The sequence below is a fragment of the Halopelagius fulvigenes genome, from assembly GCF_055398025.1.
The window spans coordinates 1,185,864-1,211,520 of sequence record NZ_AP043846.1 but is presented as its reverse complement, the minus strand read 5'-3'; the positions used below and the strand labels follow the sequence as shown (position 1 = coordinate 1,211,520).

The window sequence follows — 25,657 nt, the reverse complement described above, 5'->3', positions numbered from 1 at the left end:
CGGTTCTACTAGTCGATTTAAGTGCCGAGCGGTCGCTACCGGGCGGTGAGGCGTGAAGTACCTCGACGCGAAACTCTCACAACCCCGCTGGATGCTCCACCCGATGCAGGAGTTCATCCGCGACGGGGACGCGGTTCGGTACGAGGAACTGCAGGCGTGGAGCGGCGTCACCGGCGACGGGGGCGTCGAACACGAGTTGTTCTACGTCGAGGCGGACCGAGAACCGTACGAGGAGGCGCTGTCGGCGGTCGAATCCGTCCGTTGGTACGACCTCACGCCGATAGACGACGAGTCGTTCTACGTCTACATCAGCCAAGAGACGCGCCCTGAGGACGTGGCGTGGCGGGAGGCGTTCGCGGACCTGAATCTGGTGCTCGTCCCGCCCGTCGTCTACGACGCCGACGCCGCGTTCCACGTGACGCTGGTCGGCCCCGGCGAGGACCTGCGGACGGTGCTCTCGGACCTGCCCGAGGCGGTGGACGCGACGGTGAAGGCCGTCGGCGAGTACGACCGGCGGCACGCGCCCGTCGCCGACGGACTCACCGCGCGCCAACTGACGGCCGTCGAAACCGCCGTCGAACTCGGCTTCTACGAGGTTCCGCGCCGGGCGGGCGTCGCGGACGTGGCCGACGAACTCGACTGCGCGCCGAGCACGGCTTCGGACCTCCTGCAACGGGCGGAGTCGGGCGTGATGCGGCGACTGGTCGAACGCCACGGCCGCGGACACCCCGACGGTTGACGCCCGAGTCGCGCCGAGAACCGACGGCCGAGACGGCGCGGGGCGGCGAGACGCGCCCGAACCGCCCCCCTTTTTGCCCGCCGACCCCGACGCTGGGCACGATGAGCCTCGAACTCACCGCGCCCGCGCAGGAGGCCCCCGACGTCGCCGACGACGGCGTGTGGCTGGAGTGCATCGAGACGGGCGAGCAGTACGCCCCCTTCGACGAGATTCGCTACACGAGCGACGCCGGCGCCCTTCTGGAAGTCCGTTACGCCGACCCCCCGACGTTCGACGACTTCGAGGGGCGCGGCGTCTGGCGCTATCGGGCGGCGCTCCCCTTCGAGGAGGGCGTCAGTCTCCCCGAGGGCGACACGCCCCTCCACGAGGCCCCGCGCCTCGAAGACGACGTGGGCGTCGAGACGCTCAGGATCAAACACGAGGGGATGAATCCCACCGGGAGCTTCAAGGACCGCGGCATGACCGTCGGCGTCCGCGTGGCGAAGGAACTCGGCGTGAACCGCCTCGCGTGCGCCTCGACCGGTAACACCTCCGCGGCACTCGCGGCGTACGGCGCGCGCGGCGGCATGGAGACGCTCGTTTTGCTCCCCTCCGGCAAGGTCGCCGCCGGCAAGATAGCGCAGGCCGCCCTCCACGACGCGCGCATCCTCGAAGTGGACGGCAACTTCGACTCCTGTCTCGACATCGTGCAGGACCTCGCGGAACGCGGCGAGGTGTACCTGCTGAACTCGCTGAATCCCTTCCGACTGGAGGGCCAGAAGACCATCGGGCTGGAGATTTTAGAGCAGTTCCGCGGCGACTACGGCGACTTCCCCGACCGAATCGTCCTGCCGGTCGGCAACGCGGGCAACACCGCGGCGCTGTACAAGGCGTTCCGCGAACTCGTCCAGTCCGGGTCGCTGGACCCGAGCGAGGTGCCCAAACTCACCGGCGTTCAAGCCGAGGGGGCCGCGCCGATGGTCGAAGCGGTGGAGAACGGGTGGGATGACACCGAACGCTGGGACGAGGTGGAGACGCGCGCGACGGCCATCCGCATCGGCAACCCCGTCAACGCCCCGAAGGCACTTCCGGGCATCCGCGAGACGGACGGCACCGCCGTCGCCGTCTCGGACGAGGAGATCACGACCGCCCAGCGCGACTTGGCGCGCGAGGGCATCGGCGTTGAACCCGCCTCCGCGGCGTCCGTCGCCGGACTCCGGAAACTCCGGAACGCCGGCACCGTCGGCGGCGACGAAGAGGTGGTCTGCCTGACGACTGGACACCTCCTGAAGGACCCCGACGCCGCCTTCGAGGCGGGCGCGGAACCTGAACCCGTGGCCAACTCCACCGACGCGGTGTTGGACCTCCTCGCAGAGTAACCGGGTGTCCGACCGCGAACGTTTCGTCTCGCCCGAACGAGTGTGACGCGGGTCTGACGCAGTTTCATGTCTCCGTGGGTCGTCTTCACAAACATGCCCTTGCCCAGTTTCCCGACTGGAACGGTGAGTGGCGAATCACGCCGCGACCGAACGTTCCCGCCCGCCGACGCCGATCCCGAGGAGACGGCCGCCTCGTCGTCTTCGCGTCCCCGGCGACGGAGCGACGAGGCGGCGGTTCCGGGTGCCGCCCCCTCCGACGCCGCGCGCGGCGACGCGTCGCCGGCGCGTCCGTCGGCCGACGGGGAGTCCCTCCGCGAACGCGTCGCCCGCCTCGAACGCGAGAACGAGGCGCTTCGACGGAAGGTCGAGGAGGCCCAACGCGCCCGACAGGACGTCATCGACCACTACGAACGCGTCATCGACGACATCGACGGCGCGTCCTCCGCCTCCGCTTCCTCCGCCGAGGGAACCTCGGCGACGTCGCGAGACGGTGTCTCGCGGCCCACCGAGCAAAGCTCGGCGACGCCGACGGTTCGCCCGCCCGCCCCGGACACCGGACTCGCCGACAAAGTCGCTCGGCGACTCGACGTGAGAGAGCGCTTGCGGTAGCTCGGGTCACTCCAAGACTCCCTCTTCGTACCGTCTCGACGCCCCCTTCTCGCCGTCCTTGTCTCCGCCGCCACAGCCTTGGAGCCGGCGCGATTCCCGTCGGCGACTGACCGCGAACGCCCCGGCGACGGAGTGAACCGCGCCTTCCGGTGGACGGACGACGAGGGGATAGAAGAGTGAGAAACGCTGCTTGACGACGACGGCGGAGTGAACGCGGTGTCGAACGTTGAACGCGCGCGGCGACGTCGTCGTCGCGAGCGACACTCCCGAGGGAGAACGGCACGCGGTTCGCTGGGAGCGCTGACTGCCTCTCGTCGGCTTACTCGTCGGTGCCGTTCAGCGTGAGGTACTTCACGTCGATGATGCGTTCGTCGGCGAGCAGTTCCTCTCGAACCTCGTCGGGGACGTGGTTGTCGAGGTTGTAGACGGTCAACGCCTCGCCGCCCTCGTCGGCGCGGCGGGCGTTGAACATCCCGGCGATGTTCACGTCGTTGTCGCCGAGGACGCTGCCGATGAAGCCGATGACGCCCGGCGTGTCGTAGTTGCGCGCGACGAGCATCCGCCCGTGCGGGATGGCGTCCACGCGGTAGCCGTCGATGCGGACGATGCGCGGGTCATCGCCCGCGAACTGCGTCCCGCAGACGCTGAGCGACTCCTCGTCGTTGCCGACGGTGACGGTGACGAGGCTCTGGAAGTCCTCGGACTGCATCGTCTTCGACTCGGTCACGTCGATGCCGCGTTCCTCGGCTATCTTCGGCGCGTTGACGGCGTTGACCTGCCACTCCAGCGGTTCGAAGACGCCCTTGAGGGCCGAGGCGGTGACCAGATCGACGTCCTCGTCGGCGATGTCGCCCTCGTAGGTGACTTCGACCGAGGAGATGCGGCCGTCGAGCAACTGCGCGCCGATCTTCCCGGCCGTTTCCGCGAGGTCGAGGTACGGGCGGATGCGCGGGAAGGCGCTCTCGTCCACCGAGGGGGCGTTGAGGGCGTTCATCACGGGCTCCTCGTTGAACGCGGCGTCTATCTGGTCGGCGATGGAGGTGGCGACATTCTCCTGGGCCGCCGACGTGGACGCGCCGAGGTGCGGCGTGACCACGACGTCCTCGACGGCGAGAAGCGGGTTGTCCGGCGAGACGGGTTCGTCGGCGAACACGTCCACCGCCGCGCCGTCGAGCGTTCCGTTTTCGACCGCGGCGGCGAGGGCATCCTCGTCGACGACGCCGCCGCGGGCGCAGTTGACGAGGTAGCCGCCGCCCATCAGTTCGAGTTCGTCCGTCGAGATGAGGTCCTCCGTCTCCGGCGTGAGCGGCGTGTGGACCGTTAGGAAGTCGGCGCGTTCGAGGCAGTCCTTGAACTCGACGAGTTCGGCGCCGAGGCGTTCGGCGCGCTCTTGGCCGATGTAGGGGTCGTACGCCACGATGTCCATGCCGAGGCCGTCGAGGCGCTTTGCCACCTCTTGGCCGACGCGGCCGAGGCCGACGATGCCGAGCGTCTTCCCGTTGAGTTCCGTCCCGAGGTAGTCGCCCTTCGCCCACTCGCCGTCCTTCAGGCGGGCGTGCGCCTGCGGGATGGATCGCGCGGCGGCGAACGCCATCGCAACCGTGTGCTCCGAGGCGGCCCGGACGTTGCCCTCCGGGGCGTTGGCGACGATGACGCCGTGGTCCGTCGCGGCGTCGATGTCGATGTTGTCCACGCCGATGCCGGCGCGCCCGACGATGACGAGGTTCGGCGCGGCCTCGAACACCGTCTCGTCCACCTCCGTCCCGGAGCGAACGACGAGCGCGTTCGCGTCCGAGACTGCTTCGAGAAGTGCGTCGCCCTCTGCGTCGTAGTCGGTCACGACCTCGTGGCCCGATTCGCGGAGTCGTTCCAACCCCGCGTCGGCTATCGGGTCCGTGACGAGAACCTTCATGCGCGTATGTTCCTTGGACCCCGGATAAGGGTTTCTTCGACGGCTGATATGGCTAATAGTGGTTCGTTAGCGCTTAACACGGGATTCGCGCGTCGCCCGGTGCCCCGTCGGCGGCCGTCTCGCCCCCGGCGGACCGTACTTCGGCGCGGATGGATGGTTTCAAACCGTCCGGGAGTGACGGTCGGATATGCGACTCATCGCCTTCGACTTCGACGGAACGCTCTCGGACTCGGAGATGACCGTGCTCCTCGGCAAGCGCAAGGCCGTCGCCGAGGAGATGGCCGACATCACCGAACGCGCCATGAACGACGAGATATCCTACGCGCAGAGTCTCCGCAAGCGCGCCTCTCTGCTGGAGGGCCTCGAAATCGAGGACGCGGAGGCGGCGTACGGCGAAGTCGAACTCCGCCCCGGCGCGGCGGACCTCATCGCCCGACTCCGCGACGCCGGCCACCACGTCGCCATCCTCACCGGCGGCTTCGAACGCGGCGTCGAACGCGCCCTGGAGAAGGAGGGCGTCGAGGTGGACTCCATCGTCGCCAACCGACTCCCCGTCGAACGCGACCGCCTCACCGGCGACGTGGAGGGTCCCCTCGTCGAGGGGACGAAGGACGAAGCGCTGGAATCGCTGGCGGACGAACTCGACGCGAGGCTCTCCCACTCGGTCGCCGTCGGCGACGGCGCGAACGACCTCCCGATGCTCGAAGTCGCCGGCCTCGCCGTCGGCTTCGAACCGAAGGCCGCCGTTCGACCGTCCTGCGACGAAGTCGTCACCTCGATGTACGAACTCGGCGACCTCCTCGCGGAACGCGCCATCGTGCGGAAGTCGAAGTAACCGGGCCGCCGCCTCGCCCGTCGGTATCCCGTCACCCACCGCGTCGCTTCTCTCCGCTCTCGTTCTCTCCGTCGATTTCCCCGGTTCGACGACCGGAGCCCTCGCGCTCTCGATTCCGGGGCTACCGAACTCCATTCGAACGGAAAACGAGTTTATCGGTTCCGGATTCGACCCTTTCCGTGCTTCTCAACCGCGATATTCGGAGAGATACTGCTAAGTCTCTAACCGAGAATGTGGCACCGACTAACATGGCTTCGGAACTAGCTGCGCTCGACCCGAAAGAGCTGATACTGGTAGTGATAGCGTTCGTCGGACTCGTCCCCGTGTTGCTGTTGAGTTCGTCGCGCTCGAAACTGTTCACCGGCGGGTACGTCCTGCTCTGCGTCGGCGCGGTGGTGACGAACCTCGAAGCGGTGGTTCTCGGCGACGTGCTGAACGTCGTCGAACACGCCGTCGGCATCGCCGCCGCGGGCGTCGTCTTCTTCGTCGCGGCGTACACCCGTCGCCGCCGCGTCCTCGCGGAGGGGGAGTGACCGTGGTCGAATTCGTCGCGCTCTTCGACATCGTCGGGACGCTTGCGTTCCTCGGCGCCGTCGTCGTCAGTCTGCAGGCGTACCGCGAGACGGACGCGGAGGCCGGGTTCTGGCTCAACTTCGCGCTGGCGTCGCTCTTGGGGTTCCTCTGGACGGGCGTCGTCGCCGCCGAGCATCTCGGCGTCGTCCTCGGCGGCGACGTCCTCGACGTGGCCAGCGTCTCGCTTCTGACGGCGACGACGGCCGTCTTCTCCGTCGGCGCGACGGGCACCTACGCCGTCGTCGAGGACATGAAGGAGTCGCGGGCGCGGGAGGCCGTCTCGCGGGAGGAGGCCGAACTGCTCACCCGGTCGCTCGAATCGAAGGCCGCCGAGTTCGGCCGCGTCATGGATGACGCCGCCGCCGGTAACCTGACCGCGCGGATGGGCGCGGGCGGCGACAGCGAGGCGATGACGCGAATCGCCGACGGGTTCAACGCGATGATGGTCGAACTCGAAGGGACCGTCGTCGAGATTCAGTCGTTCGGGTCGGACGTGGCGAGTTCGACCGCCGAAATCGACGCCAGCACGGAGGAGGTCAAGACGGCCAGCGAGGAGGTGAGCACCGCGATGACGAACGTCTCGACGGAGAGCGACCGCCAGCACGACAACCTGACGGAGGCGGCCGGCGAGATGAGCACCCTCTCGGCGACGGTGGAGGAGGTGGCGGCCTCCGCGACGGACGTCGCCCGGACGTCCGGCGAAGCGGCCTCACTCGGCGCGTCCGGGCGGGCGTCGGCGGAGGCGGCCCTCGACGAGATGGGCCACATCCAACGCGAGACCGAACGGACGGTCGGCGAGGTGGAGGGACTGCACGCCGAACTGACCGAGATCGTCTCCATCGTGGACCTCATCACCGAGATCGCCGAACGGACGAACCTGCTGGCGCTGAACGCCTCCATCGAGGCGGCGCGCGCCGGCGAGGCGGGGAAGGGCTTCGCCGTCGTCGCGGGCGAGATAAAGACGCTCGCGGGCGAGGCGGGCGACGCCACCGGCCGCATCGAGTCGCTCATCGGCGAGATTCAGTCCTCGGCCGCCGACACGGTGGACGACATGCACGCGGTCGGCGAACGCGTCGATTCGGGGACGGAGACCGTCTCGGCGGCCCTGACCGACCTCGACGAGATAGCCGACCGGGTCGAGGACGTAAACGAGAGCATCCAGGAGGTAGACCGCGCGGCGACCGAACAGGCCGCCTCCGCCGAGGAGATTCTGCGGATGGTGGACGAGGCGAACCGGTCGGGCGAACGGACCAGCGAGGAAGTCGCCAGCGTCTCGGCCGCCTCCGAGGAACAGACCGCCTCGATGTCGGAAGTCTCGCACAACATCAACGGCCTCGCCACCGCGGCGACGGAACTGAGCGGTCTGCTCGGCCGGTTTCAGGTGTCCGCCGGCGGGCGAGCACCCGCCGCTGGTTCGACCGCGGGAGCGTCGGCGTCCCCCAACCCCTCCGTCCCCGCCCCCGCGACGGACGGCGGCGTTTCGCGGACGGAGTGAACCGGCCGCTCCGAAGCCATCTTCTCGCTCGCTCGATTCCGACGCACCGACGGCTGACGGTCTCTATCGCGTCAGAAGAGCGGTGTTCGTCCAGAGTCGTTCGAAGTCGCCCGCTCCGAGTTCGCGCCGGCCGCGGCTACCGGGTCGGCGCGCGTCGGACGGAAGAGCGATTACGTCCGCAGGAGATTGACGAGCGTGCTCAGCGGAGACTGTGCGGCCTTCCCGAGCGTCGGACCCCGACGGGGCGACCCGGAGGGGGTCCGCCGGTCGCCGGGAACGCGGTCCGTCTCGCCGTCCGTCGCGGCGTTTCGGGTCCATCCGCGGATGCTACTGCCGAGGAAGTTGCGGTCTTTCTTCGGTCCTCTCATGGTGATTCCACCTAGGGGCCGGACGCACAAATATGTTGTACTTCTGATACATTGTCATCAACGTTCGAGGAGGATACTGATAGAACATCGACTATCAGGGTCGATGAGCGCGGTTTCCGCGTCGCGGCGTCCGTGGGTTCTGAGCGACCCGAAAATCATATCGCCCGTACGCGGAGTCGGCGGTACGATGTTCGGCCGCCCTCCGTGTCCGAACTGCGGAAGTCACCTCCCAGTGACGCGGGCGCGAATCGGCGGTTCGTACGCCGGACGCCCGCCCGAGGAGTTCTACCGGTGTACCGGTGTTCTCACGCGTTCACGTCGGCGGACGACCCGAAGAACGAGTGAGGCGGGGTGACGCTTACCGGTTCAGCGTGTGAATCGCCTGCCCCTGTGCGTTCTCGGCGGCCTCCATGACCGCCTCCGAGAGCGTCGGGTGGGTGTGGATGGTGCTGGCGACGTCTTCGAGCGTCGCGCCCATCTCGATGGCGAGGGAGACTTCGGCGACCAGTTCCGAGGCTTCGGGGCCGACTATCTGCGCGCCGAGGACGAACCCGCTCTGCTCCTCGGCGACGATGCGGACGAAGCCGTCCGTGTGGCCCGTCGTCAACGCGCGGCCGGAGGCGTTGAACGGCATCTGGCCGACCACCGTCTCGAAGCCCTCCTCCTCGGCTTCCGCCTGCGTCATGCCCACCGTCCCTATCTCGGGGTCGGTGAAGACGGCGGCGGGGACGGCCTGGGCGTCGTAGGCGACGGGTTCGCCGGCGATGTGCTCGGCGGCGACGATGCCCTGCTTCGACCCGACGTGCGCGAGCATCGGCCCCCTGTCGGCCACGTCGCCGACGGCGTAGATGCCGTCCACGGAGGTTCGCATCCGGTCGTCCACCTCGACGAAGCCGTCGTCGGTCAGGTCGAGACCGGCGTTCTCGATATCGAGGGTGTCGGTGAGGGGGCTTCGTCCGACTGCGACCAGCACTTTGTCGGCGTCGTACGACGACTCCTCGCCGTCCTCCGTCTCCGTCGTGACGACGATGCCGTCGCCCTCCTCGCGCCAGTCGCTCGCCGCCTCGCCGAACTCGAAGTCGATTCCGAGCGACTGCGCGCGCTTCTTGACGACGCGGGAGACGTCGTCCTCGTAGCCGGGGAGGACGTCGTCCAGCATCTCGACCACCGTCACGTCCGCGCCGAGTTTGGCGAACGTCGTCGACAGTTCCATGCCGATGTAGCCCGCGCCGACGACGAGGAGTCTGTCCGGCACGGTGTCGGTGTCGAGTGCGTCTGTCGAGGACCACACCGGGTCGTCGGCGAACTCGAAGTTGGGTATCTGGATGGGTCGGGAACCCGTGGCGACGATGCAGTGCTGGAAGTCGATGGACTCGGAACCCTGTCCCTCGCCGCCGTGGGCGACGCGGACGCTCCCGTCGTCTTTGAAGCGCGCCTCGCCCTCGATGAGGTTGACGCCGTTGGCCTTGCAGAGTTTCTCGACGCCGCCGGTGAGGGTGTCCACCACGTCGTCCTTCCAGTTCACCATCTGGGACATGTCCACCGCCGGGTCGGCGTGGATGCCCATCTCCTCGGCGTTGCCCGCCTCGTGGGCGACGTCGGCGCCCGTGATGAGCGCTTTCGAGGGGATACAGCCCCGGTTGAGGCAGACGCCGCCGTAGGCGTCCTTCTCGACCAGCGTCACGTCCAAGTCGCGTTGCGCGGCGCGGATGGCGGCGACGTACCCGCCCGGTCCCGCGCCGATGACCAGTACCTCCGTTCCGGTTGAGATGTCTCCGACGACCATTTATTCGAGCAAGAGGAGTTTGGGGTTCGACAGGTACTCTTTGACCTTGTTCGTGAATCGCGCGGCGATGGCGCCGTCGACGACGCGGTGGTCGAACGACAGCGAGAGCGTCAGCACCTTCCGCGGGACGATGTCGCCGTCCACCACGCGCGGTTTCTCCTTTATCTCGCCGAGCGCGAGGATGCCCACCTCGGGGTAGTTGATGATGGGCGTCGCGTACTCGCCGCCGATGACGCCGACGTTCGTGATGGTGAACGTGCCGCCCTGCATCTCCGCGGGCGAAATCTTCCGCGAACGGGCTTTCTCCACCAACTCGTTCGTCTCACGCGCCAACTCAAGCAGTCCCTTCCCGTCGGCGTCGTGGACGACGGGGACGAGGAGTCCCGCGTCGGTGGCCGTCGCCACGCCGACGTTGTACTCGTCGCGGAGCACTATCTCCTCGTTCTCCTCGTCGAGTTGGGCGTTCATGTACGGGAACTGCTTCAACGCCGCGACGACGGCCTTCGTCACAAACGGCATGTACGTGAGATTCACGTCGCGTTCGGCGGCCAACGGCTTATACTCCCCGCGGAGTTCGACGAGTTCCGTCACGTCCACCTCGTCGTGGTGGGTGACGTGCGGCGCGGTGTACTTCGAGCGCTGCATCTGGTCGCCGATGGCCTTCCGGACGCCCTTGTACGGCACCCGGTCGCCGGCGGCGTCGACGGACTCGGCCTCGGGTTCGACCGCCTCGGCGGTCGATTCGGCCGCTTCGCCCGCCTCGCCCGCGCCTTCCTCCGCGGCGAGAGAGCGAGCGTCCGCCGTCTGTGCGGCCCGTTGAACCTCGGCGTACTGGCGCACGTCCGCCTCGGTGACGAACGGTTCGCCGTCCCGTTCCTCGGTGGCGGGCACGTCGTCGATATCGACGCCCTCCTCCTCGGCGATACGGCGCGTCGCGGGCGCGGCCAGCGTCTTCTCCCGCCCGGCGGCCTTGGGGCCCCCCGCCGACCCGGAGGACTCGGCGGCCTGTCCGTCTCCGCTGTCGCCCGCCTTCGACACCGCGGACTTGCCGCTGAAGGAGACGTTGCGCGGCCCGGTGCTCCCGGACTCGTCGCCGTCGCCGCTCCCCTCGGCGGCGGTCCGCACGTCCGTCTCGGTGACGCGTCCGCTCGGACCCGACCCCTCCACGCCGGAGAGGTCGACGCCGAGTTCGCGCGCGAGGCGGCGAACGCTCGGCGGCGCGAAGACGCGCCCGGACGGCGACTCCGTCTCGGCGGGCGGCGTCTCCTCCTCGGGTTCCTCGGCTGCCTCGGATTCGTCGCTCTCCGTCTCCGGTTCCGTCTCTGTCCCTTCGTCGCCCTCACCCTCTACCTCGAAGGTGATGATGACGTCGCCGACGGGGACCATCTCGCCCTCCTCGGCGCGGAGTTCCTTCACCGTCCCGTTGTACGGTGACGGAACGTCCACGAGGGCCTTGTCCGTCTCCACCTCGGCGACGACTTGGTCCTCGGTGACCGTATCGCCCGGGGAGACGTGCCACGTGACGAGTTCGCCCTCGGCGACGCCTTCGCCGACGTCCGGCAGTTTGAATTCCTTGATACCCATCGTTCAGAACTCAACCGCGTTCCGGATACCTTCTTCGACCCGAGTTACCGACGGCAGGTAGTAGTCCTCTAGCGCGTACAGGGGGTACGGAACGTCGTACCCCGTGATGCGTTCGACGGGGGCCTCCTGATACAGGAGCGCTTCCTCCTGCAGTGTCGCGGTTATCTCCGCGCCGATGCCCGCCGTCTTCGGCGCCTCGTGGACCACCGCCGCGCGGCCCGTCTTCTCGAACGACTCCACGACGGTCTCTTTGTCCATCGGGTCCACCGTCCGCAGGTCCACGACTTCGGCGTCGATACCCTCCTCGGCGAGGTTCTCGGCCGCCTCCATCGTCGGGCGCGTCATCGCGCCGTAGCAGTAGACGGATACGTCCTCCCCGTCGCGTCGGACCGCCGCCTCGCCGATGGGAACCTCGTAGTCGCCCTCGGGCACGTCGCCGCGGAACGCGCGGTAGATGAGTTTCGGTTCGAGGAAGACGACCGGGTCGGGGTCACGGATCGAGGAGATGAGCAGTCCCTTCGCGTCGTACGGCGTCGAGGGGATGACAACCTTCAGGCCCGCCTCGTGGGCGTAGAAGGCCTCCTTCGACTCGGAGTGGTGTTCGGGCGCGCGGATGCCGCCGCCGTACGGCGCGCGGACGACCATCGGGCAGGTGAACCGGCCGCGACTCCGCGTGCGGATGCGCGCGGCGTGGCTCACGAGTTGGTCGAAGGCGGGGTACATGAAGCCGGAGAACTGCATCTCCGGCACCGGCTTCATCCCCATCGCGGCCATCCCGATGGCCGTGCCGACGATGCCCGACTCGGCCAACGGCGTGTCGATGACCCTGTCGCCGCCGAACTCGTCGAAGAGGCCCTCCGTCGCGCGGAAGACGCCGCCGTTCTTCCCGACGTCCTCGCCCATGACGACCACGTCGTCGTCTCGCTTCATCTCCGTGTAGAGAGCGTCCTGTACCGCCTGCACTAGCGTCAAACTCTGGGTCTGTTGGGTCTGGTTCTGGCTCATCTGTCACTCCCGAAGGAACGCCTCGGCTCCGTGTTTCTCGTACAACGCCTCGAACTCGGCCATCTGCTCGCGGAGTTCCGGCGGCAACTCCTCGTAGAGGTGGGTGAACATCTCCTCGGGTTCGGGCCGCAGTTCCGACTCCGCCTTCTCGATGGCTGTCGCCACTCGCTCCTCGGCCCACGACTGGATGGACTCGACGGACTCGTCGTCGAGGCGGCCCGTCTCCCGGAGGAACCGTTCGAGTCGCGGGATGGGGTCTTTCTTCCGCCACTCCGCCACCTCGTCGTCGTCGCGGTACACCGAAGGGTCGTCCGCCGTCGTGTGCGCGCCGAAGCGGTACTGCACCGCCTCGATGAGCGTCGGCCGACGCTCGCCCTCGTCGGGGTTCTTCGCCTTCTCGACGGCCGCGCGGGTTGCCGCGTAGACGGCGAGGGGGTCCATGCCGTCGACTTGGACGCCCTCGAAGCCGTAGGCCGTCGCCTTCTGCGCCAGCGTCCGACTCGCGGTCTGTCGCTCCCGCGGGACGGAGATGGCCCACTGGTTGTTGTTGCAGAAGAACACGTTCGGCGTGTCGAAGACGCCTGCGAAGTTCAGCCCCTCGTGGAAGTCGCCTTCGCTCGTCGCGCCGTCGCCGAAGTAACAGACGACCGCCGCGTCCTCGCCGCGGAGTTTCTTCGCCCACGCCGCGCCGGTGGCGTGGGGTATCTGCGTGGCGATGGGCACCGCCACGGGGAAGATGTTCACGTCGTCCGGAATCGCGTTCCCCTTCTCGTGGCCCATCCAGTAGAGGAGCGTCCGCTCCAACGGCAGGCCGCGGTGGAGCGCAGCGCCGTGTTCGCGGTAGCTCGGGAACATCCAGTCCTCCTCGTCGAGGGCGAACGCGCTCCCTATCTGTGCGCCCTCCTGCCCCGACAGGGGCGGGTACGTCCCCATCCGCCCCTGCCGTTGGAGACTCACCGCCCGCGTGTCGAAGTGGCGGGCCAACCGCATCTCGCGGTACATCTCCACCAACTCCTCGTCGCTCAGGTCGGGAACCTCGCCGACGGGTTCGCCGCTCTCGTCGAGGACGCGAAGCATGTCCTGCGGGTCTCGCTGTAGTACGCTCACGGGTGAACCCACCTGTGCATGTTGGAGGGTCATCCGCACGAGGTATAGTATTTTCGTAAATAGTTTACTATGGGCAGAAATACTGCCGACTCGTCCCGACGCGTCCATCCCTACCTGGGGGAACTGACCGTTCTTCTACTTTCGAGCGGATACAGACGACGTTTTCGCGACGACGGCCGCCGCCGCGGATGAATCATGGACGAACGTTTAGAATCTGTCCGCGACCGGCGCTTCGGTCCGGCGGCCTCGGTCAGTCGCCGGCGGCCGTCCGCGCCTCGCGGCGGGCCTGTTCGACGCTCTTGCCGTCTCTGAGCACGGCGTCCACGAACAGTTCGCCCGCCTTGTACGACGACCGGACCATCGGGCCGGAGGCGCAGTAGAGGAAGCCGAGTTCCTTCTCGGCGACGCGCCGCCACGTCTCGAAGGCGTCCGGGTGGACGTACTCGAACACGTCGAGGTGCGTCCGGGAGGGTTGGAGGTACTGGCCGAGGGTGACCACGTCCACGTCCGCCTCCCGGAGGTCCGAGAGCGTCTGGTACACCTCGTGGTCGTACTCGCCGAGGCCGAGCATGACGCTCGTCTTCGTGTAGATGTCGGACTCCCGCGACACCTGTTCGAGCACCGAGAGCGACTGCTCGTACCCCGCGCGCCGGTCGCGGACGGGCCACTGCAGGCGTTCGACGGTTTCGATGTTGTGCGCGACGACGTCGGGACGGGCGTCGATTATCTCTCGGACCAACTCGGGTTCGCCCTGAAAGTCGGGGATCAGCACTTCCACGAGGACGCTCGGGTCGCGGTCTTTTATCTTGCGGATGGTCTCGGCGAAGTGGCCCGCGCCCTGGTCCGGCAGGTCGTCGCGGTCCACGGAGGTGAGCACCACGTAGTCGAGGCCGATTTCGGCGACGGCGTCGGCGACGTTCGCGGGTTCCTCCGGGTCGAGCGACTCCATTCCGCCGGTCTGCACGTCGCAGAAGTTACACCCGCGCGAACACCGGTCGCCCATCAGCATGAACGTCGCCGTCCCCGGCCCGTTGCGACCGCTCCAGCACTCCCCGAGGTTCGGACAGTTCGCCTCCTCGCACACCGTGTTGAGGTCTCTGTCGCGGAGCGTCTGTTTGATGTCCGTGAACCGACGTCCCGACGGTGGTCGCATCTTGAGCCAGTCGGGTTTCCGCCTGCCGGGCATGCGTACACCTTCCGCGGCGGACGGCAAAAACGTGAGGATTAACCGGGATTCGTTACCCGTTCTGCGGTTCGGGCCGCCACGGCGCGGGCCGACTCCCGCCGAACGCCTCAACTCCGGCGTCGGAGGGGTTCACCGGCGCGCCGCCGGTTCGCTCGATTCGCTCGTCGATGCACTCCATCCAGTCGAAGAGCGCGCAGACGGCGTCTACCTCCGTCGAAACGCGCCCGATTTCCCGGGTGTACGACGCTTCGTTGGCCTGCTCTCGGCACCGGAGCAGCCACGGTCGGTTCCGGTCGCAGTACTCGTCCGTGCGCTTCACCGCTTCGACGCTGACGGGTTGGGAACGGTGGCGGAACGTGAATCCGTCGTTCGACGGAATCAGCTCCCAGTGTAGGGGGACTCGACTGTCGTCGAGCCTGTAGGGGGGGTCCATCGTCCTGTGTAAAGAATGACTAGCTCCCGGTAACCCCATTGTGGTTGTATACTACTGCTGGTTAACCCCCCTCCCGTTTCATGTCGGGGAGTTCGACAGTCGCCGAACGGAAACCGTGCTAGAATCTGCCAACGCGCTTTATCCGCCGGAACGTGTCGATTCGGACGATGAGTACCATCGCTTCGGTCGAACTAGCCGCGGAGGAGTTCGCACTAGGACGGTCGCTTGCGGAGGTTCCCCGCGCCGAGTTCGAGGTAGTCCGCGTCGTCGCCCACGACGGCGACAGCCTCGTCCCGTACGTGCGCGTGACGGCGGACTCCTTCGAGGAGTTCGACGACGCCCTCGACGCGGACCCGAGCGTCGCGGAGGCGACGCTTCTCGACGATTTCGGCGACGAACGACTCTACCGGATGGAGTGGGTGGAAGACGTTCTCGCGTTGACGCACGTTCTCGTCTACGCCAAGGGTGCGGTCCTCGAGATGTACGGGACGGACGAACAGTGGCGCGTCCGCCTCCTCCTCCCGGACCGCGAGGCGCTTTCGAACACCGCCGCGTACTGCCGCGAACGCGACCTGACGTTCGAGGTGCTGAACATCCACGAACTGTCCGGGTCGGTCTCTCGCGGCGAGTTCGGCCTCTCGCAGGCGCAGTACGAAGTTCTCCTCACCGCCGCCGAACAGGGCTACTTCGACGTCCCGCGCGACGTGACGATGGCCGACTTGGCGGACACCCTCGACGTCTCCCAACAGGCCATCTCGGAACGCCTCCGCCGCGGCCATGCGAACCTCGTGGACAACACGATTCGCGTCGGCGAGGAGTCGTTCGACGTGGGCGCGGACGGCCGGAGATAGGCCGAGAACCCTCACGACAGTTCACGAACGCACAGGGACGAACATGACGTACATGTCAGGAGAGCGAAATACTCATAAGCGAGTAAAGCCTCCTACCAGATATGCAGTGGAACCACCGCCGCAACCAGACGAAGGCAGAACAGAAGAAGAACGAATCCAAGAGCGGCACGAAGTGGTCGTTCATCGCGGCCGCGACCGTCGTCGCGTGAGGCGACTCGCTTCGGCTTCTCTCTCTACTTTCACTCTTCAGTAACTGACAGTTATTCTCGACGGACGCGGGGAGAAACGCCTTTCCCGACGGAAGTCTCCCTCTCTCACATGACCTGTCTCCCTCCGTCGGATCTCCGATTCGACGAGGCTTCCGTCCGACTCGTCGGGAGGTGCGTCGCGTGAGAGTCGCGGATGTCGTCCCCGACTTCGCCGACGCCTTCGGATTCGACGAGTTCAACCGGATGCAACGCGAGGCGGCCCCGGCGATTCTCGACTCCGACGAGAACGTCGTCGCCTCCGCGCCCACCGCCAGCGGAAAGACCGCACTCGCCGAACTCGCCATCTGTCGAACGCTCCAGAAGGGAGGGACGGCCCTCTTCATCGCGCCCCTCCGCGCCCTCACCAACGAGAAGGAGTCGGAGTGGGAACGCTTCGAGAGCCTCGGCTACTCCGTCTACGTCGTCACCGGGGAACGCGACCTGAACCCGCGCCGCGCCGAACGCGCGGACATCCTCGTGATGACGCCCGAGAAGACGGACTCCGCGACGCGGAAGCACGACTCCGCCCGGTACTCCTTCATCACCGACGTGGACTGCTGCGTCATCGACGAGGTGCACCTCCTCGATTCGGAGACGCGCGGCGGCGTCCTCGAAGTGACCGTCTCGCGCCTCCGGCGCATCTGCGACCCGCGCGTCGTCGCCCTCTCGGCGACGATGCCGAACGTCGAGGACGTGGCGGCGTGGTTGGACGCCCCGCCCGAGACGACGTTCGAGTTCGGCGACGACTACCGGCCCGTGGACCTCCACGCCGACGTGAAGACGTACACGCACGGCGACAACCCGTTTCAGGACAAGTACCGCCGCCTCTACCGCGCGCTGGACTTGGCCGAACCGCACATCCGCGAGGACGGGCAGGCCCTCGTGTTCGTCTCATCGCGGCAGGACGCCCTCCGCGCGGCGGGGAAGGCTCGCGACGAGATAGCCGAACGCGACATCCCCATCGGCGCGCGCGGCGACTACGACTTCCACACCGAGGCGAAGGAACTCGGCAACGAGACCCTCCGAAAGTCGGTGCCCGACGGCGTGGCGTTCCACCACGCGGGCCTCGCCAAGGACGACCGCGACAAGGTCGAACAGTGGTTCAAGGAGGGGAAGATCCAACTGCTGTTCTCCACCTCGACGCTGGCGTGGGGCGTGAACCTCCCCGCACGGTGCGTCGTGATCCGCGATACGAAGCACCACGACCCTCTCGAAGGCGAGGTGGACATCTCCCCCCTCGACATCCTCCAGATGCTCGGGCGCGCTGGCCGACCCGGCTACGACGACGTGGGGTACGGGTGGGTCGTCTGCGACCGGAGTGACGCCGACAAGTACCGGAAACTCCTCCGGGAGGGCAAGGAGATCGAGTCCCGACTCGCCGAGGACTTAGATTCGCACCTCAACGCCGAGATCGCGATGGGCACCATCGGCGACTTGGAGGACGTGCTCTCGTGGTTGGAGACGACGTTCTACTACCAGCGCGCGCGTTCGAAACCCGACGAGTACGACTTCGGCGGCCTGCGCGAACGCGTGCGCGAGACGCTCGAAGTCCTCGTGGACCGCGGGTTCGTCGAGATGGGCGAGGACCTCTCCATCCGGGCGACGACGCTCGGCCGCCTCGCCTCGAAGTACTACCTCCGCCTCGACACCGCGCGGCGGTTCTACGACCTCTGCGAACGGGACACCATCACCGACGACGCCATCCTCGAAACCGTCGCGGGCGCGGCGGAGTTCCACGACGTCTCCCCCCGCCAGTCGGAGGGCGACGCCGTGGACGAGGTGCTGTCGGACGTCTCGACGCACCTCGAAGACGGCCCGCGGAAGGTATTCGCCATCCTCCACGCCGGGATGCGGAACTCCACGCCCTCGGAACTCCGGTCGGACGCGTGGGTCATCCGGCAGAACGCCCTCCGACTCATCTCGGCGCTTCGGGAGTTCCTCGACGCCTTCGCCGGGCCGCGGGCGGCGAACCTCGCCCGGCGCGTCGAGGCGCGCGTCGAACACGGCGTCTCCCGCGACGCCGTGGGCCTGACGGCGGTGGACGGCATCGGGCCGAACCGCGCGAGCAAACTCGCCACCGGCGGCCTGCGCAGTCCCCGCGACGTGGTGGAGGCCGGCGAGGCGGAACTGCGGCGCGCCGGACTCTCCGAGGGCGTCGCGGAACAGGTCGTCAGGAACGCGCGCAACTTCCCCGCGGTAGAGGTGTCGTGGGGCGAGTTCCCCGACACCATCGCCACCGGCGAAAACGAGATGTGCGAGGTGACCGTCGGCAACCGCGGCGGCGGCGGCACCGTCGGCGTCCGCGTCACCGTCAACGACGTGGAGATGACGACGAAGGAGACGTACCTCACCGACTCCGTCTCGGTGCCGGTGGGCGTCTTCGGCGCGACGGCGGACGAACTGGAGTACCGCGTCGAGGTGACGTTCCCCGACGACCCTCTCCACCCCGTCACGGCGACGCGCACCGTGGACGTGGAGTAGGACCGCCGAACGGTCTGCTTTCTCGACGCGAAACGGAGGGGTGCGTCAGGGACGCTCGTACGCCGTCAGCGTCAGTTCTATCGTCGCCTCGCCGCCCTCCGTCTGGACGAACTTCGCGGGGTATCCCACGCCCGAAACCAGCCAGATGTCGGCGTCCGTGTCGCTCTCGCCGGTGACGCGGACGTGCTTCGCGGTCAGGCCGGCGACTTCCTCCTCGCCGACCACCTCGAAGTTCGCCTCGCCGTCCGAGGAGGCCATCTGCCACGTCTCGCCCACCTCGTAGGTCCGAACGTCGGTGGACTTCCCGGCGACGATGCGGGAGGTGACGACCATCGAACGCACGTTCAGCGCGTACGTCATCTCGCCGAGGGCCGGCGAGTAGGCCGCCGCCTCCCCGGACGCCTCCACCCGACCGCTCGGGGCATCTCGGACGGCGTCCATCGACGCGACGGGCCACTCGCCGTCGGCCGTCACGTCGATGGTGAGCGTCCCCGACTCGGGCGCGTCCGCGAGGACGGCGCTCCGAACCTCGTACTCGTACCGTTCACCCTCCCGCAGGAGGGGAACCGCGTCGGGCATGTCGTCCGGTCCGGCGGTACCGGTGCTGACGCTGGAGTCGCCGTTTCCGCCGTCGGAGTCGGCGTCGCTGTCACTGTCACCGCCGCTTCCGTCTCCGCCCGCGGCGGGCGTCGCGTCCGCAGTCGCGTCTCCGTCTCCCCCGCCGCCCGCGCATCCGGCGAGGAGGACGAGCAGACAGACGAGGAGTACTGACAATCTACTCATGTGAATGGTCTGACATAAGGGACGATAACCTTTTCTTCTCCGTAGGGGTGGAACAACGCTTTCGGGGGACTGAGAGTCAGCCCAGCAGAATCTCGCGCAGTTCCTCGGGTCCTTCGGCCACGACGTGCGCCTGCGAGAGGTCCAACTCCGCGTTGTGCGCTCTGCGGTAGGCGACGGTGAACGCGCCCGACCGGACGGCCGATTCGATGCCGTTGAGCGAATCCTCGACGACGACGCACTCCTCGGGTTCGACGCCGAGTTCGGCCGCGGCGCGTTCGTAGATGTGCGGTTCGGGTTTCCCGGCGGCGTCGATGTCCTCGGCGCTGAGAACCAACTCGAGGGGGTCGAGTTCGAACCGGTCGCGGACGATGGAAATCCACGACTGCGGCGCGGAGGAGACGATGGCGAGTCTCCGTCCGTCGGCGCGCAACTCCTCGAACAACTCCTCGGCTCCCTCCATCAGCGTCACCTGCTCGCCGTAGAGCGACTCCGCGCGTTCGTGGTAGGCATCGACGAACTCCTCCTTCGTGACCGTCGCGCCGTACGTCTCGTCGAGGTAGTCGTATATCTCGCGGAAGTGCATCCCGGTGACCTCCTCGTGGGCCGGGTCGCCCGATGCGACGGCGTCGGCGAAGACGAACTCGTCTTCGAACTCGTGCCAGTAGTCCTCGGAGTCCACGAGGACTCCGTCCATGTCGAACAGCACCACTTCGTCGGGGACGTCCATGCTCCCCCGAACGACCGCCACCCTTCAAAGACCTTCGTGGGAGGGTCTATCAGGGATGCCGGGGCCACCGTCGCCGTGACGGAAACGATACGAATCTTCGCCGGCGACTGCACCACCACCTTCGAGGGCGCGCGCACCCGGACGCAACGCGGACGCGTCGTCGTCGTCGTGAAACCCGACCGCACTGTTCTCGTCCACGACGCCGACGGCTACCAACCCGTATCGTGGTTGACGCGTCCCGACACGCTCACCGTCGAGACGGACGCGTCCGGGTTCGGCATCGTCGCGCGCACGGACGAACAGACCCTCCGCGTCGTCTCGCACGACTCGGCGGGGCGCGCGGAGTACCCCGCCACCGAGGCGGGCGTCCCCGTCGGCGTGCACCCCGAGACGGGCGAACCCCTCGTCCGCGTCGGCGGCGCGGTGGCGGGCGTGGATACCGACGCGAGGTACGTCCTCCCGGCGGGCGCGACGGTGGTAGAGGAGACGTGCGACGACTGCGGCCTGCCGCTGATGCGCGCCGAGTGCGGCGCGGCGTTCGAACTCTGCATCGACCGCGCCTGCGAGTCGTTGGACGACGCCGTGAGGGAACGATTCGACCGCGCGTGGACCTGCCCCGACTGCGACTCGGACCTCCGCATCATCCGCCGCGGAGGACGCTTGCTCGCGGGGTGCGACGCCTACCCCGACTGCGAGTCGGCGTTCGCCGTCCCCGCGGGCGTCGTTGTCGCCGAGTGCGACTGCGGGTTGCCCGTGTTCGAGACGGGGCGGGGGCGGCGGTGTTTAGACGGCGCCTGCGACGCGTTCGCGGGGTGAAATCGGACGTTTCGACGACCACCTTCGTCCGTCCGAGAGGACGAATCGCGGACGGACCGCGCGGGCAGTTACTCACTTAATCAAAACACGGGGCTGCGGTGAAAACGACGCCCGCTTAAGATTGTGGGGCCGCGACCACCATCGTATGGGACTGATCCATCAGGTGGAGCTGTTCGACGCGTTAGCCGACGGTACCCGGCGTCGGCTGTTAGTCTTCCTACTGGATCACGAGTCGCGAGACGTTCCGAAACTGTCGGGCGTCTCCGCGGAGATGGCCGAGATGAACCGCGTGCTCCTCCGGGAGTATCTCTCCGGATCGCGGCGGGTGGACGGCGGGGACAAAGAACTCCTCCGCACTCACCACGTTCATCTCCCCAAGCTAGACGAGTTCGACTTCATCGACTGGGACCAAGAGGCCAACGTCGTGACGAAAGGCTCTCGGTTCGACGAGATACGGCCCCTCCTCGAACCGTTGGAGGGCCGCGAGGAACGCGTCGCACCGGTGGCCGACGTGCGCCTCCGCAGGTGAACGATATCGAGACGTGCCACCGCGTTCTCTCGCCTCGCAGTACCGCCTCGTGCGGCGCTGATGGGTCAGTTTTCAGTTCGAAGAGGGATCCGACGGTTCTCTCAGGTCACCGTGCTGCGGGCCTTCACCTCCCGCCGGTCCTCGCTCGCCTCGTACACGCTGTAAGTGTACGCACCGAGGACGACGCTCGGCGCTCGAAACCGTTCGGCGGCGCTCACCGGCGGGCGAGCAGATAACCGGTGGCGGCACCGACGACGACCGTTCCCCCGTAGGTGACGATGAGGCCGAACACCGCGAGAAGGAGCGGCGTCGCGAGCAAGAGCAACAGGTCGCTCCCCACCCGCATCCACGGCGACATACCGGGCACTGCCTCGAACGGCATCCCGTCCACTACGACCAGCGCGAATTCGAGGAGGTACATCGGCACAGGCATCGCCAGGAGACCGATGAGAGCGCCGACGACAGTCCCCTTGACCGGGGATTTGGCCGCGCCGAGGCGAGTCCAGAGCAACCGCGCGAGGAGTGCGCCGCCGACGAACCCGCCGAGGACGATAATCACCCCCGGCCCCGACGGGGCGTACCCTCCGGGGCCGTCAGCCAGTTGTTCGAGGGTCGCCCACGCGACGAAGAGGAAGGCGAACAACCCCCCGGCGAGACCGAACGTCAACGACGGGTGTCGCCGGGCCGTTTTGGAGGGGGACCAGTGGACCATGCTTGAGATACGTCGTATCGACGTATGAGTATTCCGCTGAGACCGACAGGTCTCTCCACGTCCCCGCGCCGTCGTCTCGGCGGGAGAAAGGCGCGTTCCTAGCGGAATCGGACCCCGCCGAGGTACAGACCGTTCAGCGCGACGAACCCGGCCAGCGTCGCGTACGCCACCGTCGGAACGAGCGACGCACTCTCGGCGGCCCACCCTCCGATCTGGAGGGCGACGAACGCGAGGGCGAAGCCGAGAAACCGGTAGGTGCGGGACGTGTCGAGCAGTCGAATCGGGCCGAGTTCGCGCGCGGAGCGCGGTTCGGCGTTCGCGGAGGGCATCGTCCGGTTGTGGTCGTTCCGGCGGTAAATACACTCTCTCCGTCGGTCGGTGTCTCGATGTCGCCGATGCGTTCCCGCGGTGACGGCGGGGTTCTCGCCCCCTGATTTATCGGGAGACTCGCCGACCGACGAGCATCGGTTCGGCGGCACGAACGCGGCTAACGCTCACGCCTCGGCGGATGCGTGGTACCACGTACCCGGGCACTTTCAGAACGCGCTCGGCGGCTGACCGACCTCTCACAATCGGTTCGAGGTTTCCGGACGCGTTCGTGCGGATCGCCGACGGCGCGGACTCACTGCGACTCGGAGGAGGCGAGCGTACCGTCGAACTGTCGCGGAATCGGATACGTCCGTTCCGCGGCGGGGCGAAACGCGAGCATCGCAGACCCTTTGTCCGCGCCGCCCCCGACTCCGGACATGGACGGGACACTCGACGGCGACGTCGTCCGCGTCGGCGGCGACGCGCGCCAGCGGTTCTACGACTCTCGGGGCTACGGACGGCCCACGGAGGGGAACCGCATCGAACTCGCGCCGGTGGAAGCCGCGCACCTCCTCGCGCGCGGCGACTTGGACGCCGTAGACGGGATGGACTTCCGCGAGTTCCTGACGCGGACGGGCGCGGTGATGGAGTTCGTCGTCTACAAGGACCTCAGAGACAGGGGCTTCTACCTCTCGCCCGTCCGCGAGGACTGGGCGGGCGTGGCCGACCACGCCGACGCCGGCGTCGATTTCGTCGTCTTCCCCCGCGGGAAGGGGCCGTGGGACGACGACGTGGAGTACCGCGTTCGAATCGCGGGCGAACGCGAGTCCATCGCCGCCGACTCCCTCGGCGACGTGGTTCTGGCCGTCGTGGACGAGGACGGCGAACTCACCTACTTCGAGACGGACCGTCCCAGAATCGAGGGCGACATCGCCGAGGGAACCTCGGCAGGCCACCGGACGCGGTCTGGTGATGACGAGTACGAACCCCCCTCGGGGTTGGAGGCCGACCTCCTCTCGGACCGGGTTCTGCTGTGGGAGTCGCCGGACGAGGTGTACGAACGCGGCTTCTACGGCCAACGACTCCACGGCCGCAACGCGGATTCGGGCCCCCTCCAACTCTCGTTGGTCGAGGGGGCGTTCCTCTCCGAACGGGGGTACGTCGACGCCGACCACGAGGCGGTCGTCGAGGTGGCCCGCGAGGTGGAGGGCGACCGATTCGACCGCCGCCTGCGGGCGTACGCCGCCCTCAGGGACGCCGGCGCGGTGCCCAAGAGCGGGTTCAAGTTCGGCGCGGACTTCCGCGTCTACACCGACTTCTCGACCGTCTCGGACCTCTCGCACTCCGCGGACCTCGTGCGCGTCGTCTCGCCCGACCACACGTTCCTGCCGCGGGACCTCTCCTTGGACGTGCGCCTCGCCGGCGGGGTGCGGAAACGAATGGTTTTTGCGCTCACCGGCGCCAAGAGTGGCATAGACTGGCTTTCGGTCGCCCGACTCACTCCATGACACGAGACGACTCCGACCCCCGCGAGACGGACGGAAAGACCCGGACGGACGACGAGGGCGCGCGTCAGGCTTCGCCTGACGGCAGTCCCGAGTCCGGCGACTCGGGAACGGATCAGGCCCTGCCCGACGGCGGTGCGTCCGCCGAGGGGGCCGACGACGTAGCCCTCGACCCGTGGGGCTCTTCGACCATCTCCGATTACCGCAAACTGTTCGAGGAGTTCGGCATCGAGGAGTTCGACGAGGTGCTTCCGGAGGTGCCGAACCCCCACTACCTGATGCGCCGCGGCGTCATCTTCGGCCACCGCGACTACACACCCGTCGCGGACGCCATGCGCGAGGGCGACGACTTCGCCGTCCTCTCGGGGTTCATGCCGACGGGCGACCCCCACATCGGCCACAAACTCGTCTTCGACGAGATAATCTGGCACCAACGGCAGGGCGGCGACGCCTACGGCCTCATCGCGGACTTGGAAGCCCATTCGGCCCGCGGCCTGTCGTGGGAGGAGATAGACGAACACGCCCGCGACTACGTCCTGAGCCTCCTCGCTCTCGGCTTCGACCCCGAGGAAGGGGAACTCTACCGGCAGTCGGACAACCGAACCTTGCAGGAACTCGCGTTCGAACTCGGGTCGAAGGCGAACTTCTCGGAGTTCCAGGGCATCTACGGCTTCGACGGCGAGACGAACGTCTCGCACATGCAGTCGGTCGTCACGCAGATGGCCGACATCCTCTACCCGCAGTTGGAGGAGCCGAAACCGACGGTCATCCCCGTCGGCCCGGACCAGGACCCGCACGTCCGCTTCGCCCGCGACCTCGCCGCGCGGATGCGCTTCTTCAAGGTGACCGAGGCGTACGCGAGCTTCGAACTCACCGACGCGGAGCGATCGATCGTCGCCGCCGCGTACGAGGCCCGCGAGGAGTTCGCGGAGGACCCCGAGATGCCGCGGTGCGGGGAGGCCGCCGAGTGGGTGGCCGACGTCGACGTTTCGGAGTTGGACGTGGACGTGACCGTCGAGACGGCGGTCGAATCGGTCGTCGAGAAGCTGGAGAACGCCGGAATGGAACCGCTCCGTCCCCGGGTTCGCTTCCTCGACGCCAACGCGACCGAGGAGGCGTTCGAAGCGCTCATCGAGTCCGTCGAGGGGGAGAAGCGACGCTACGAGGAGCACATCGACGCGTTCGACCTCTCCGCGTCGGAGGCCGAGGAGTTGGCCCGCGAGGTCGAGTTGCAGAACGGCGGCTACGGCTTTCTGCCGCCTTCCTCCATCTACCACCGCTTCATGACCGGCCTGACGGGCGGGAAGATGTCCTCCTCCATCCCCGCCTCGCACATCTCGCTTCTGGACGACCCCCAAGAGGGGTTCGACAAGGTGAAGTCCGCAACCACCGGCGGGCGAGAGACGGCGGAGAAGCAGCGAGAACTCGGCGGGAAGGCCGACGAGTGCCCCGTCTACGAACTGTACGCCTACCTGCTCTCCGGCGACGACGACGAGTTCGCGAAGCGAGTGTACGACGAGTGCGTCGGCGGCGAACGCCTCTGCGGCGGGTGCAAGGAGCAGGCGGCGATTCTCATGGAGGAGTTCCTCGAAGAACACCAGGAGAAACGCGAGGAGGCCGAAGCGATGCTCGAAGAGATGGACATCTCCCTCGAATCGGACCGCCGCGGCGTCGCGCCCGGCGACGACTGACCCCGCCGTCCGACG

The 25,657-nt window shown here is 67.6% G+C and carries 25 protein-coding genes; 12 read left to right on the top strand and 13 right to left on the bottom strand.

Going from position 1 to position 25,657, the window contains the following annotated elements; all coding sequences use genetic code 11:
• Positions 1-52: 52 nt before the first annotated feature.
• The 3 genes from ACZ522_RS10825 to ACZ522_RS10815 all read left to right on the top strand — a co-directional run bounded on the left by ACZ522_RS10825 (position 53) and on the right by ACZ522_RS10815 (position 2,706).
• Complete coding sequence (locus ACZ522_RS10825; RefSeq protein ID WP_379699740.1) at positions 53-739, top strand: helix-turn-helix domain-containing protein; 687 nt, start codon at positions 53-55, stop codon at positions 737-739.
• A 101-nt stretch (positions 740-840) separates the two neighbouring features.
• Positions 841-2,097 carry a threonine synthase gene (gene thrC / locus ACZ522_RS10820; protein ID WP_379699742.1) on the top strand — a complete coding sequence of 419 codons (1,257 nt, stop codon included), beginning with the start codon at positions 841-843 and terminating at the stop codon, positions 2,095-2,097.
• Between the two features lie 123 nt (positions 2,098-2,220).
• Positions 2,221-2,706 carry a hypothetical protein gene (locus ACZ522_RS10815; protein WP_379699744.1) on the top strand — a complete coding sequence of 162 codons (486 nt, stop codon included), beginning with the start codon at positions 2,221-2,223 and terminating at the stop codon, positions 2,704-2,706.
• A 319-nt stretch (positions 2,707-3,025) separates the two neighbouring features.
• Here ACZ522_RS10815 and serA read toward each other — a convergent pair whose 3' ends face one another.
• A complete protein-coding gene (serA, locus tag ACZ522_RS10810) occupies positions 3,026-4,618 on the bottom strand; it encodes a phosphoglycerate dehydrogenase (protein ID WP_379699746.1) in 1,593 nt (530 codons plus the stop codon).
• 187 nt (positions 4,619-4,805) lie between these two features.
• Between serA and serB the strand changes: the two genes are divergently transcribed.
• From serB to ACZ522_RS10795, 3 genes are all read left to right on the top strand, one after another.
• Positions 4,806-5,453: a phosphoserine phosphatase SerB gene (serB, locus tag ACZ522_RS10805; protein ID WP_379699748.1), complete on the top strand. Its 648-nt coding sequence runs from the start codon at positions 4,806-4,808 to the stop codon at positions 5,451-5,453.
• Positions 5,454-5,701: 248 nt separating this feature from the next.
• Positions 5,702-5,986 carry a hypothetical protein gene (locus ACZ522_RS10800; protein WP_379699750.1) on the top strand — a complete coding sequence of 95 codons (285 nt, stop codon included), beginning with the start codon at positions 5,702-5,704 and terminating at the stop codon, positions 5,984-5,986.
• Positions 5,987-5,988: 2 nt separating this feature from the next.
• Positions 5,989-7,521, top strand: a complete 1,533-nt coding sequence (locus ACZ522_RS10795; RefSeq protein ID WP_379699752.1) for a methyl-accepting chemotaxis protein — start codon at positions 5,989-5,991, stop codon at positions 7,519-7,521.
• Between the two features lie 170 nt (positions 7,522-7,691).
• On the opposite strand, the gene ACZ522_RS10790 is transcribed toward ACZ522_RS10795, so the two are convergent.
• The 7 genes from ACZ522_RS10790 to ACZ522_RS10760 form a co-directional block, all read right to left on the bottom strand.
• Entirely contained in the window at positions 7,692-7,889 is a 198-nt protein-coding gene (locus tag ACZ522_RS10790; RefSeq protein ID WP_379699755.1) for a hypothetical protein, read from the bottom strand.
• Between the two features lie 358 nt (positions 7,890-8,247).
• Positions 8,248-9,675, bottom strand: a complete 1,428-nt coding sequence (gene lpdA / locus ACZ522_RS10785) for a dihydrolipoyl dehydrogenase (RefSeq protein ID WP_379699758.1) — start codon at positions 9,673-9,675, stop codon at positions 8,248-8,250.
• Positions 9,676-11,259, bottom strand: coding sequence for a dihydrolipoamide acetyltransferase family protein (locus ACZ522_RS10780; protein WP_379699760.1), 1,584 nt, complete (start codon positions 11,257-11,259; stop codon positions 9,676-9,678). It abuts the gene before it with no gap.
• 3 nt (positions 11,260-11,262) lie between these two features.
• The gene (locus ACZ522_RS10775; RefSeq protein ID WP_379699763.1) at positions 11,263-12,264 is read right to left on the bottom strand and encodes an alpha-ketoacid dehydrogenase subunit beta; all 1,002 of its coding nucleotides are present in this window, start codon (positions 12,262-12,264) and stop codon (positions 11,263-11,265) included.
• Positions 12,265-12,267: 3 nt separating this feature from the next.
• Positions 12,268-13,371: a pyruvate dehydrogenase (acetyl-transferring) E1 component subunit alpha gene (pdhA, locus tag ACZ522_RS10770; protein WP_379699967.1), complete on the bottom strand. Its 1,104-nt coding sequence runs from the start codon at positions 13,369-13,371 to the stop codon at positions 12,268-12,270.
• A gap of 250 nt (positions 13,372-13,621) precedes the next feature.
• Positions 13,622-14,557, bottom strand: a complete 936-nt coding sequence (lipA, locus tag ACZ522_RS10765) for a lipoyl synthase (protein WP_379699766.1) — start codon at positions 14,555-14,557, stop codon at positions 13,622-13,624.
• A gap of 52 nt (positions 14,558-14,609) precedes the next feature.
• Positions 14,610-14,990 carry a hypothetical protein gene (locus ACZ522_RS10760; protein WP_379699768.1) on the bottom strand — a complete coding sequence of 127 codons (381 nt, stop codon included), beginning with the start codon at positions 14,988-14,990 and terminating at the stop codon, positions 14,610-14,612.
• Between the two features lie 167 nt (positions 14,991-15,157).
• Here ACZ522_RS10760 and ACZ522_RS10755 point away from each other — a divergent pair, with 167 nt between their 5' ends.
• Both ACZ522_RS10755 and ACZ522_RS10750 read left to right on the top strand, forming a co-directional pair.
• Positions 15,158-15,841 (top strand): helix-turn-helix domain-containing protein, encoded by a 684-nt coding sequence (locus ACZ522_RS10755; RefSeq protein ID WP_379699771.1) that lies wholly within the window; start codon positions 15,158-15,160, stop codon positions 15,839-15,841.
• 389 nt (positions 15,842-16,230) lie between these two features.
• Positions 16,231-18,570: a DEAD/DEAH box helicase gene (locus tag ACZ522_RS10750; protein WP_379699774.1), complete on the top strand. Its 2,340-nt coding sequence runs from the start codon at positions 16,231-16,233 to the stop codon at positions 18,568-18,570.
• Positions 18,571-18,615: 45 nt separating this feature from the next.
• Here ACZ522_RS10750 and ACZ522_RS10745 read toward each other — a convergent pair whose 3' ends face one another.
• Both ACZ522_RS10745 and ACZ522_RS10740 read right to left on the bottom strand, forming a co-directional pair.
• Positions 18,616-19,353: a DUF4412 domain-containing protein gene (locus ACZ522_RS10745; protein WP_379699777.1), complete on the bottom strand. Its 738-nt coding sequence runs from the start codon at positions 19,351-19,353 to the stop codon at positions 18,616-18,618.
• Positions 19,354-19,429: 76 nt separating this feature from the next.
• The gene (locus tag ACZ522_RS10740; RefSeq protein ID WP_379699780.1) at positions 19,430-20,080 is read right to left on the bottom strand and encodes an HAD family hydrolase; all 651 of its coding nucleotides are present in this window, start codon (positions 20,078-20,080) and stop codon (positions 19,430-19,432) included.
• 75 nt (positions 20,081-20,155) lie between these two features.
• Here ACZ522_RS10740 and ACZ522_RS10735 point away from each other — a divergent pair, with 75 nt between their 5' ends.
• Together ACZ522_RS10735 and ACZ522_RS10730 are read left to right on the top strand one after the other, a co-directional pair.
• Entirely contained in the window at positions 20,156-20,896 is a 741-nt protein-coding gene (locus ACZ522_RS10735; protein WP_379699783.1) for a DUF91 domain-containing protein, read from the top strand.
• A 145-nt stretch (positions 20,897-21,041) separates the two neighbouring features.
• Positions 21,042-21,425: a DUF7344 domain-containing protein gene (locus ACZ522_RS10730; RefSeq protein WP_379699786.1), complete on the top strand. Its 384-nt coding sequence runs from the start codon at positions 21,042-21,044 to the stop codon at positions 21,423-21,425.
• Positions 21,426-21,639: 214 nt separating this feature from the next.
• Here ACZ522_RS10730 and ACZ522_RS10725 read toward each other — a convergent pair whose 3' ends face one another.
• The 3 genes from ACZ522_RS10725 to ACZ522_RS10715 form a co-directional block, all read right to left on the bottom strand.
• Entirely contained in the window at positions 21,640-22,137 is a 498-nt protein-coding gene (locus ACZ522_RS10725; protein WP_379699789.1) for a hypothetical protein, read from the bottom strand.
• A 98-nt stretch (positions 22,138-22,235) separates the two neighbouring features.
• The gene (locus tag ACZ522_RS10720; RefSeq protein WP_379699792.1) at positions 22,236-22,466 is read right to left on the bottom strand and encodes a hypothetical protein; all 231 of its coding nucleotides are present in this window, start codon (positions 22,464-22,466) and stop codon (positions 22,236-22,238) included.
• 293 nt (positions 22,467-22,759) lie between these two features.
• Positions 22,760-22,885, bottom strand: a complete 126-nt coding sequence (locus ACZ522_RS10715; RefSeq protein WP_379699795.1) for a hypothetical protein — start codon at positions 22,883-22,885, stop codon at positions 22,760-22,762.
• Between ACZ522_RS10715 and endA the strand changes: the two genes are divergently transcribed.
• Together endA and ACZ522_RS10705 are read left to right on the top strand one after the other, a co-directional pair.
• The gene (endA, locus tag ACZ522_RS10710) at positions 22,884-23,954 is read left to right on the top strand and encodes a tRNA-intron lyase (protein ID WP_379699798.1); all 1,071 of its coding nucleotides are present in this window, start codon (positions 22,884-22,886) and stop codon (positions 23,952-23,954) included. The genes ACZ522_RS10715 and endA overlap by 2 nt on opposite strands.
• A complete protein-coding gene (locus ACZ522_RS10705) occupies positions 23,951-25,642 on the top strand; it encodes a tryptophan--tRNA ligase (RefSeq protein WP_379699801.1) in 1,692 nt (563 codons plus the stop codon). The genes endA and ACZ522_RS10705 overlap by 4 nt, the downstream gene beginning before the upstream one ends.
• Positions 25,643-25,657: the final 15 nt, after the last annotated feature.

What these genes read in the sequence shown, in the direction of transcription:
- ACZ522_RS10740 (WP_379699780.1), bottom strand. Translation starts at nt 20,080, where the DNA reads ATGGACGTCCCCGACGAAGTGGTGCTGTTCGACATGGACGGAGTCCTC.
- ACZ522_RS10775 (WP_379699763.1), bottom strand. Translation starts at nt 12,264, where the DNA reads ATGAGCCAGAACCAGACCCAACAGACCCAGAGTTTGACGCTAGTGCAG.
- ACZ522_RS10800 (WP_379699750.1), top strand. Translation starts at nt 5,702, where the DNA reads ATGGCTTCGGAACTAGCTGCGCTCGACCCGAAAGAGCTGATACTGGTA.
- ACZ522_RS10780 (WP_379699760.1), bottom strand. Translation starts at nt 11,259, where the DNA reads ATGGGTATCAAGGAATTCAAACTGCCGGACGTCGGCGAAGGCGTCGCC.
- endA (WP_379699798.1), top strand. Translation starts at nt 22,884, where the DNA reads ATGGACGGGACACTCGACGGCGACGTCGTCCGCGTCGGCGGCGACGCG.
- lipA (WP_379699766.1), bottom strand. Translation starts at nt 14,557, where the DNA reads ATGCCCGGCAGGCGGAAACCCGACTGGCTCAAGATGCGACCACCGTCG.
- serB (WP_379699748.1), top strand. Translation starts at nt 4,806, where the DNA reads ATGCGACTCATCGCCTTCGACTTCGACGGAACGCTCTCGGACTCGGAG.
- ACZ522_RS10760 (WP_379699768.1), bottom strand. Translation starts at nt 14,990, where the DNA reads ATGGACCCCCCCTACAGGCTCGACGACAGTCGAGTCCCCCTACACTGG.
- serA (WP_379699746.1), bottom strand. Translation starts at nt 4,618, where the DNA reads ATGAAGGTTCTCGTCACGGACCCGATAGCCGACGCGGGGTTGGAACGA.
- ACZ522_RS10725 (WP_379699789.1), bottom strand. Translation starts at nt 22,137, where the DNA reads ATGGTCCACTGGTCCCCCTCCAAAACGGCCCGGCGACACCCGTCGTTG.
- ACZ522_RS10745 (WP_379699777.1), bottom strand. Translation starts at nt 19,353, where the DNA reads ATGAGTAGATTGTCAGTACTCCTCGTCTGTCTGCTCGTCCTCCTCGCC.
- ACZ522_RS10790 (WP_379699755.1), bottom strand. Translation starts at nt 7,889, where the DNA reads ATGAGAGGACCGAAGAAAGACCGCAACTTCCTCGGCAGTAGCATCCGC.
- ACZ522_RS10715 (WP_379699795.1), bottom strand. Translation starts at nt 22,885, where the DNA reads ATGTCCGGAGTCGGGGGCGGCGCGGACAAAGGGTCTGCGATGCTCGCG.
- ACZ522_RS10730 (WP_379699786.1), top strand. Translation starts at nt 21,042, where the DNA reads ATGGGACTGATCCATCAGGTGGAGCTGTTCGACGCGTTAGCCGACGGT.
- ACZ522_RS10720 (WP_379699792.1), bottom strand. Translation starts at nt 22,466, where the DNA reads ATGCCCTCCGCGAACGCCGAACCGCGCTCCGCGCGCGAACTCGGCCCG.
- thrC (WP_379699742.1), top strand. Translation starts at nt 841, where the DNA reads ATGAGCCTCGAACTCACCGCGCCCGCGCAGGAGGCCCCCGACGTCGCC.
- lpdA (WP_379699758.1), bottom strand. Translation starts at nt 9,675, where the DNA reads ATGGTCGTCGGAGACATCTCAACCGGAACGGAGGTACTGGTCATCGGC.
- ACZ522_RS10755 (WP_379699771.1), top strand. Translation starts at nt 15,158, where the DNA reads ATGAGTACCATCGCTTCGGTCGAACTAGCCGCGGAGGAGTTCGCACTA.
- ACZ522_RS10705 (WP_379699801.1), top strand. Translation starts at nt 23,951, where the DNA reads ATGACACGAGACGACTCCGACCCCCGCGAGACGGACGGAAAGACCCGG.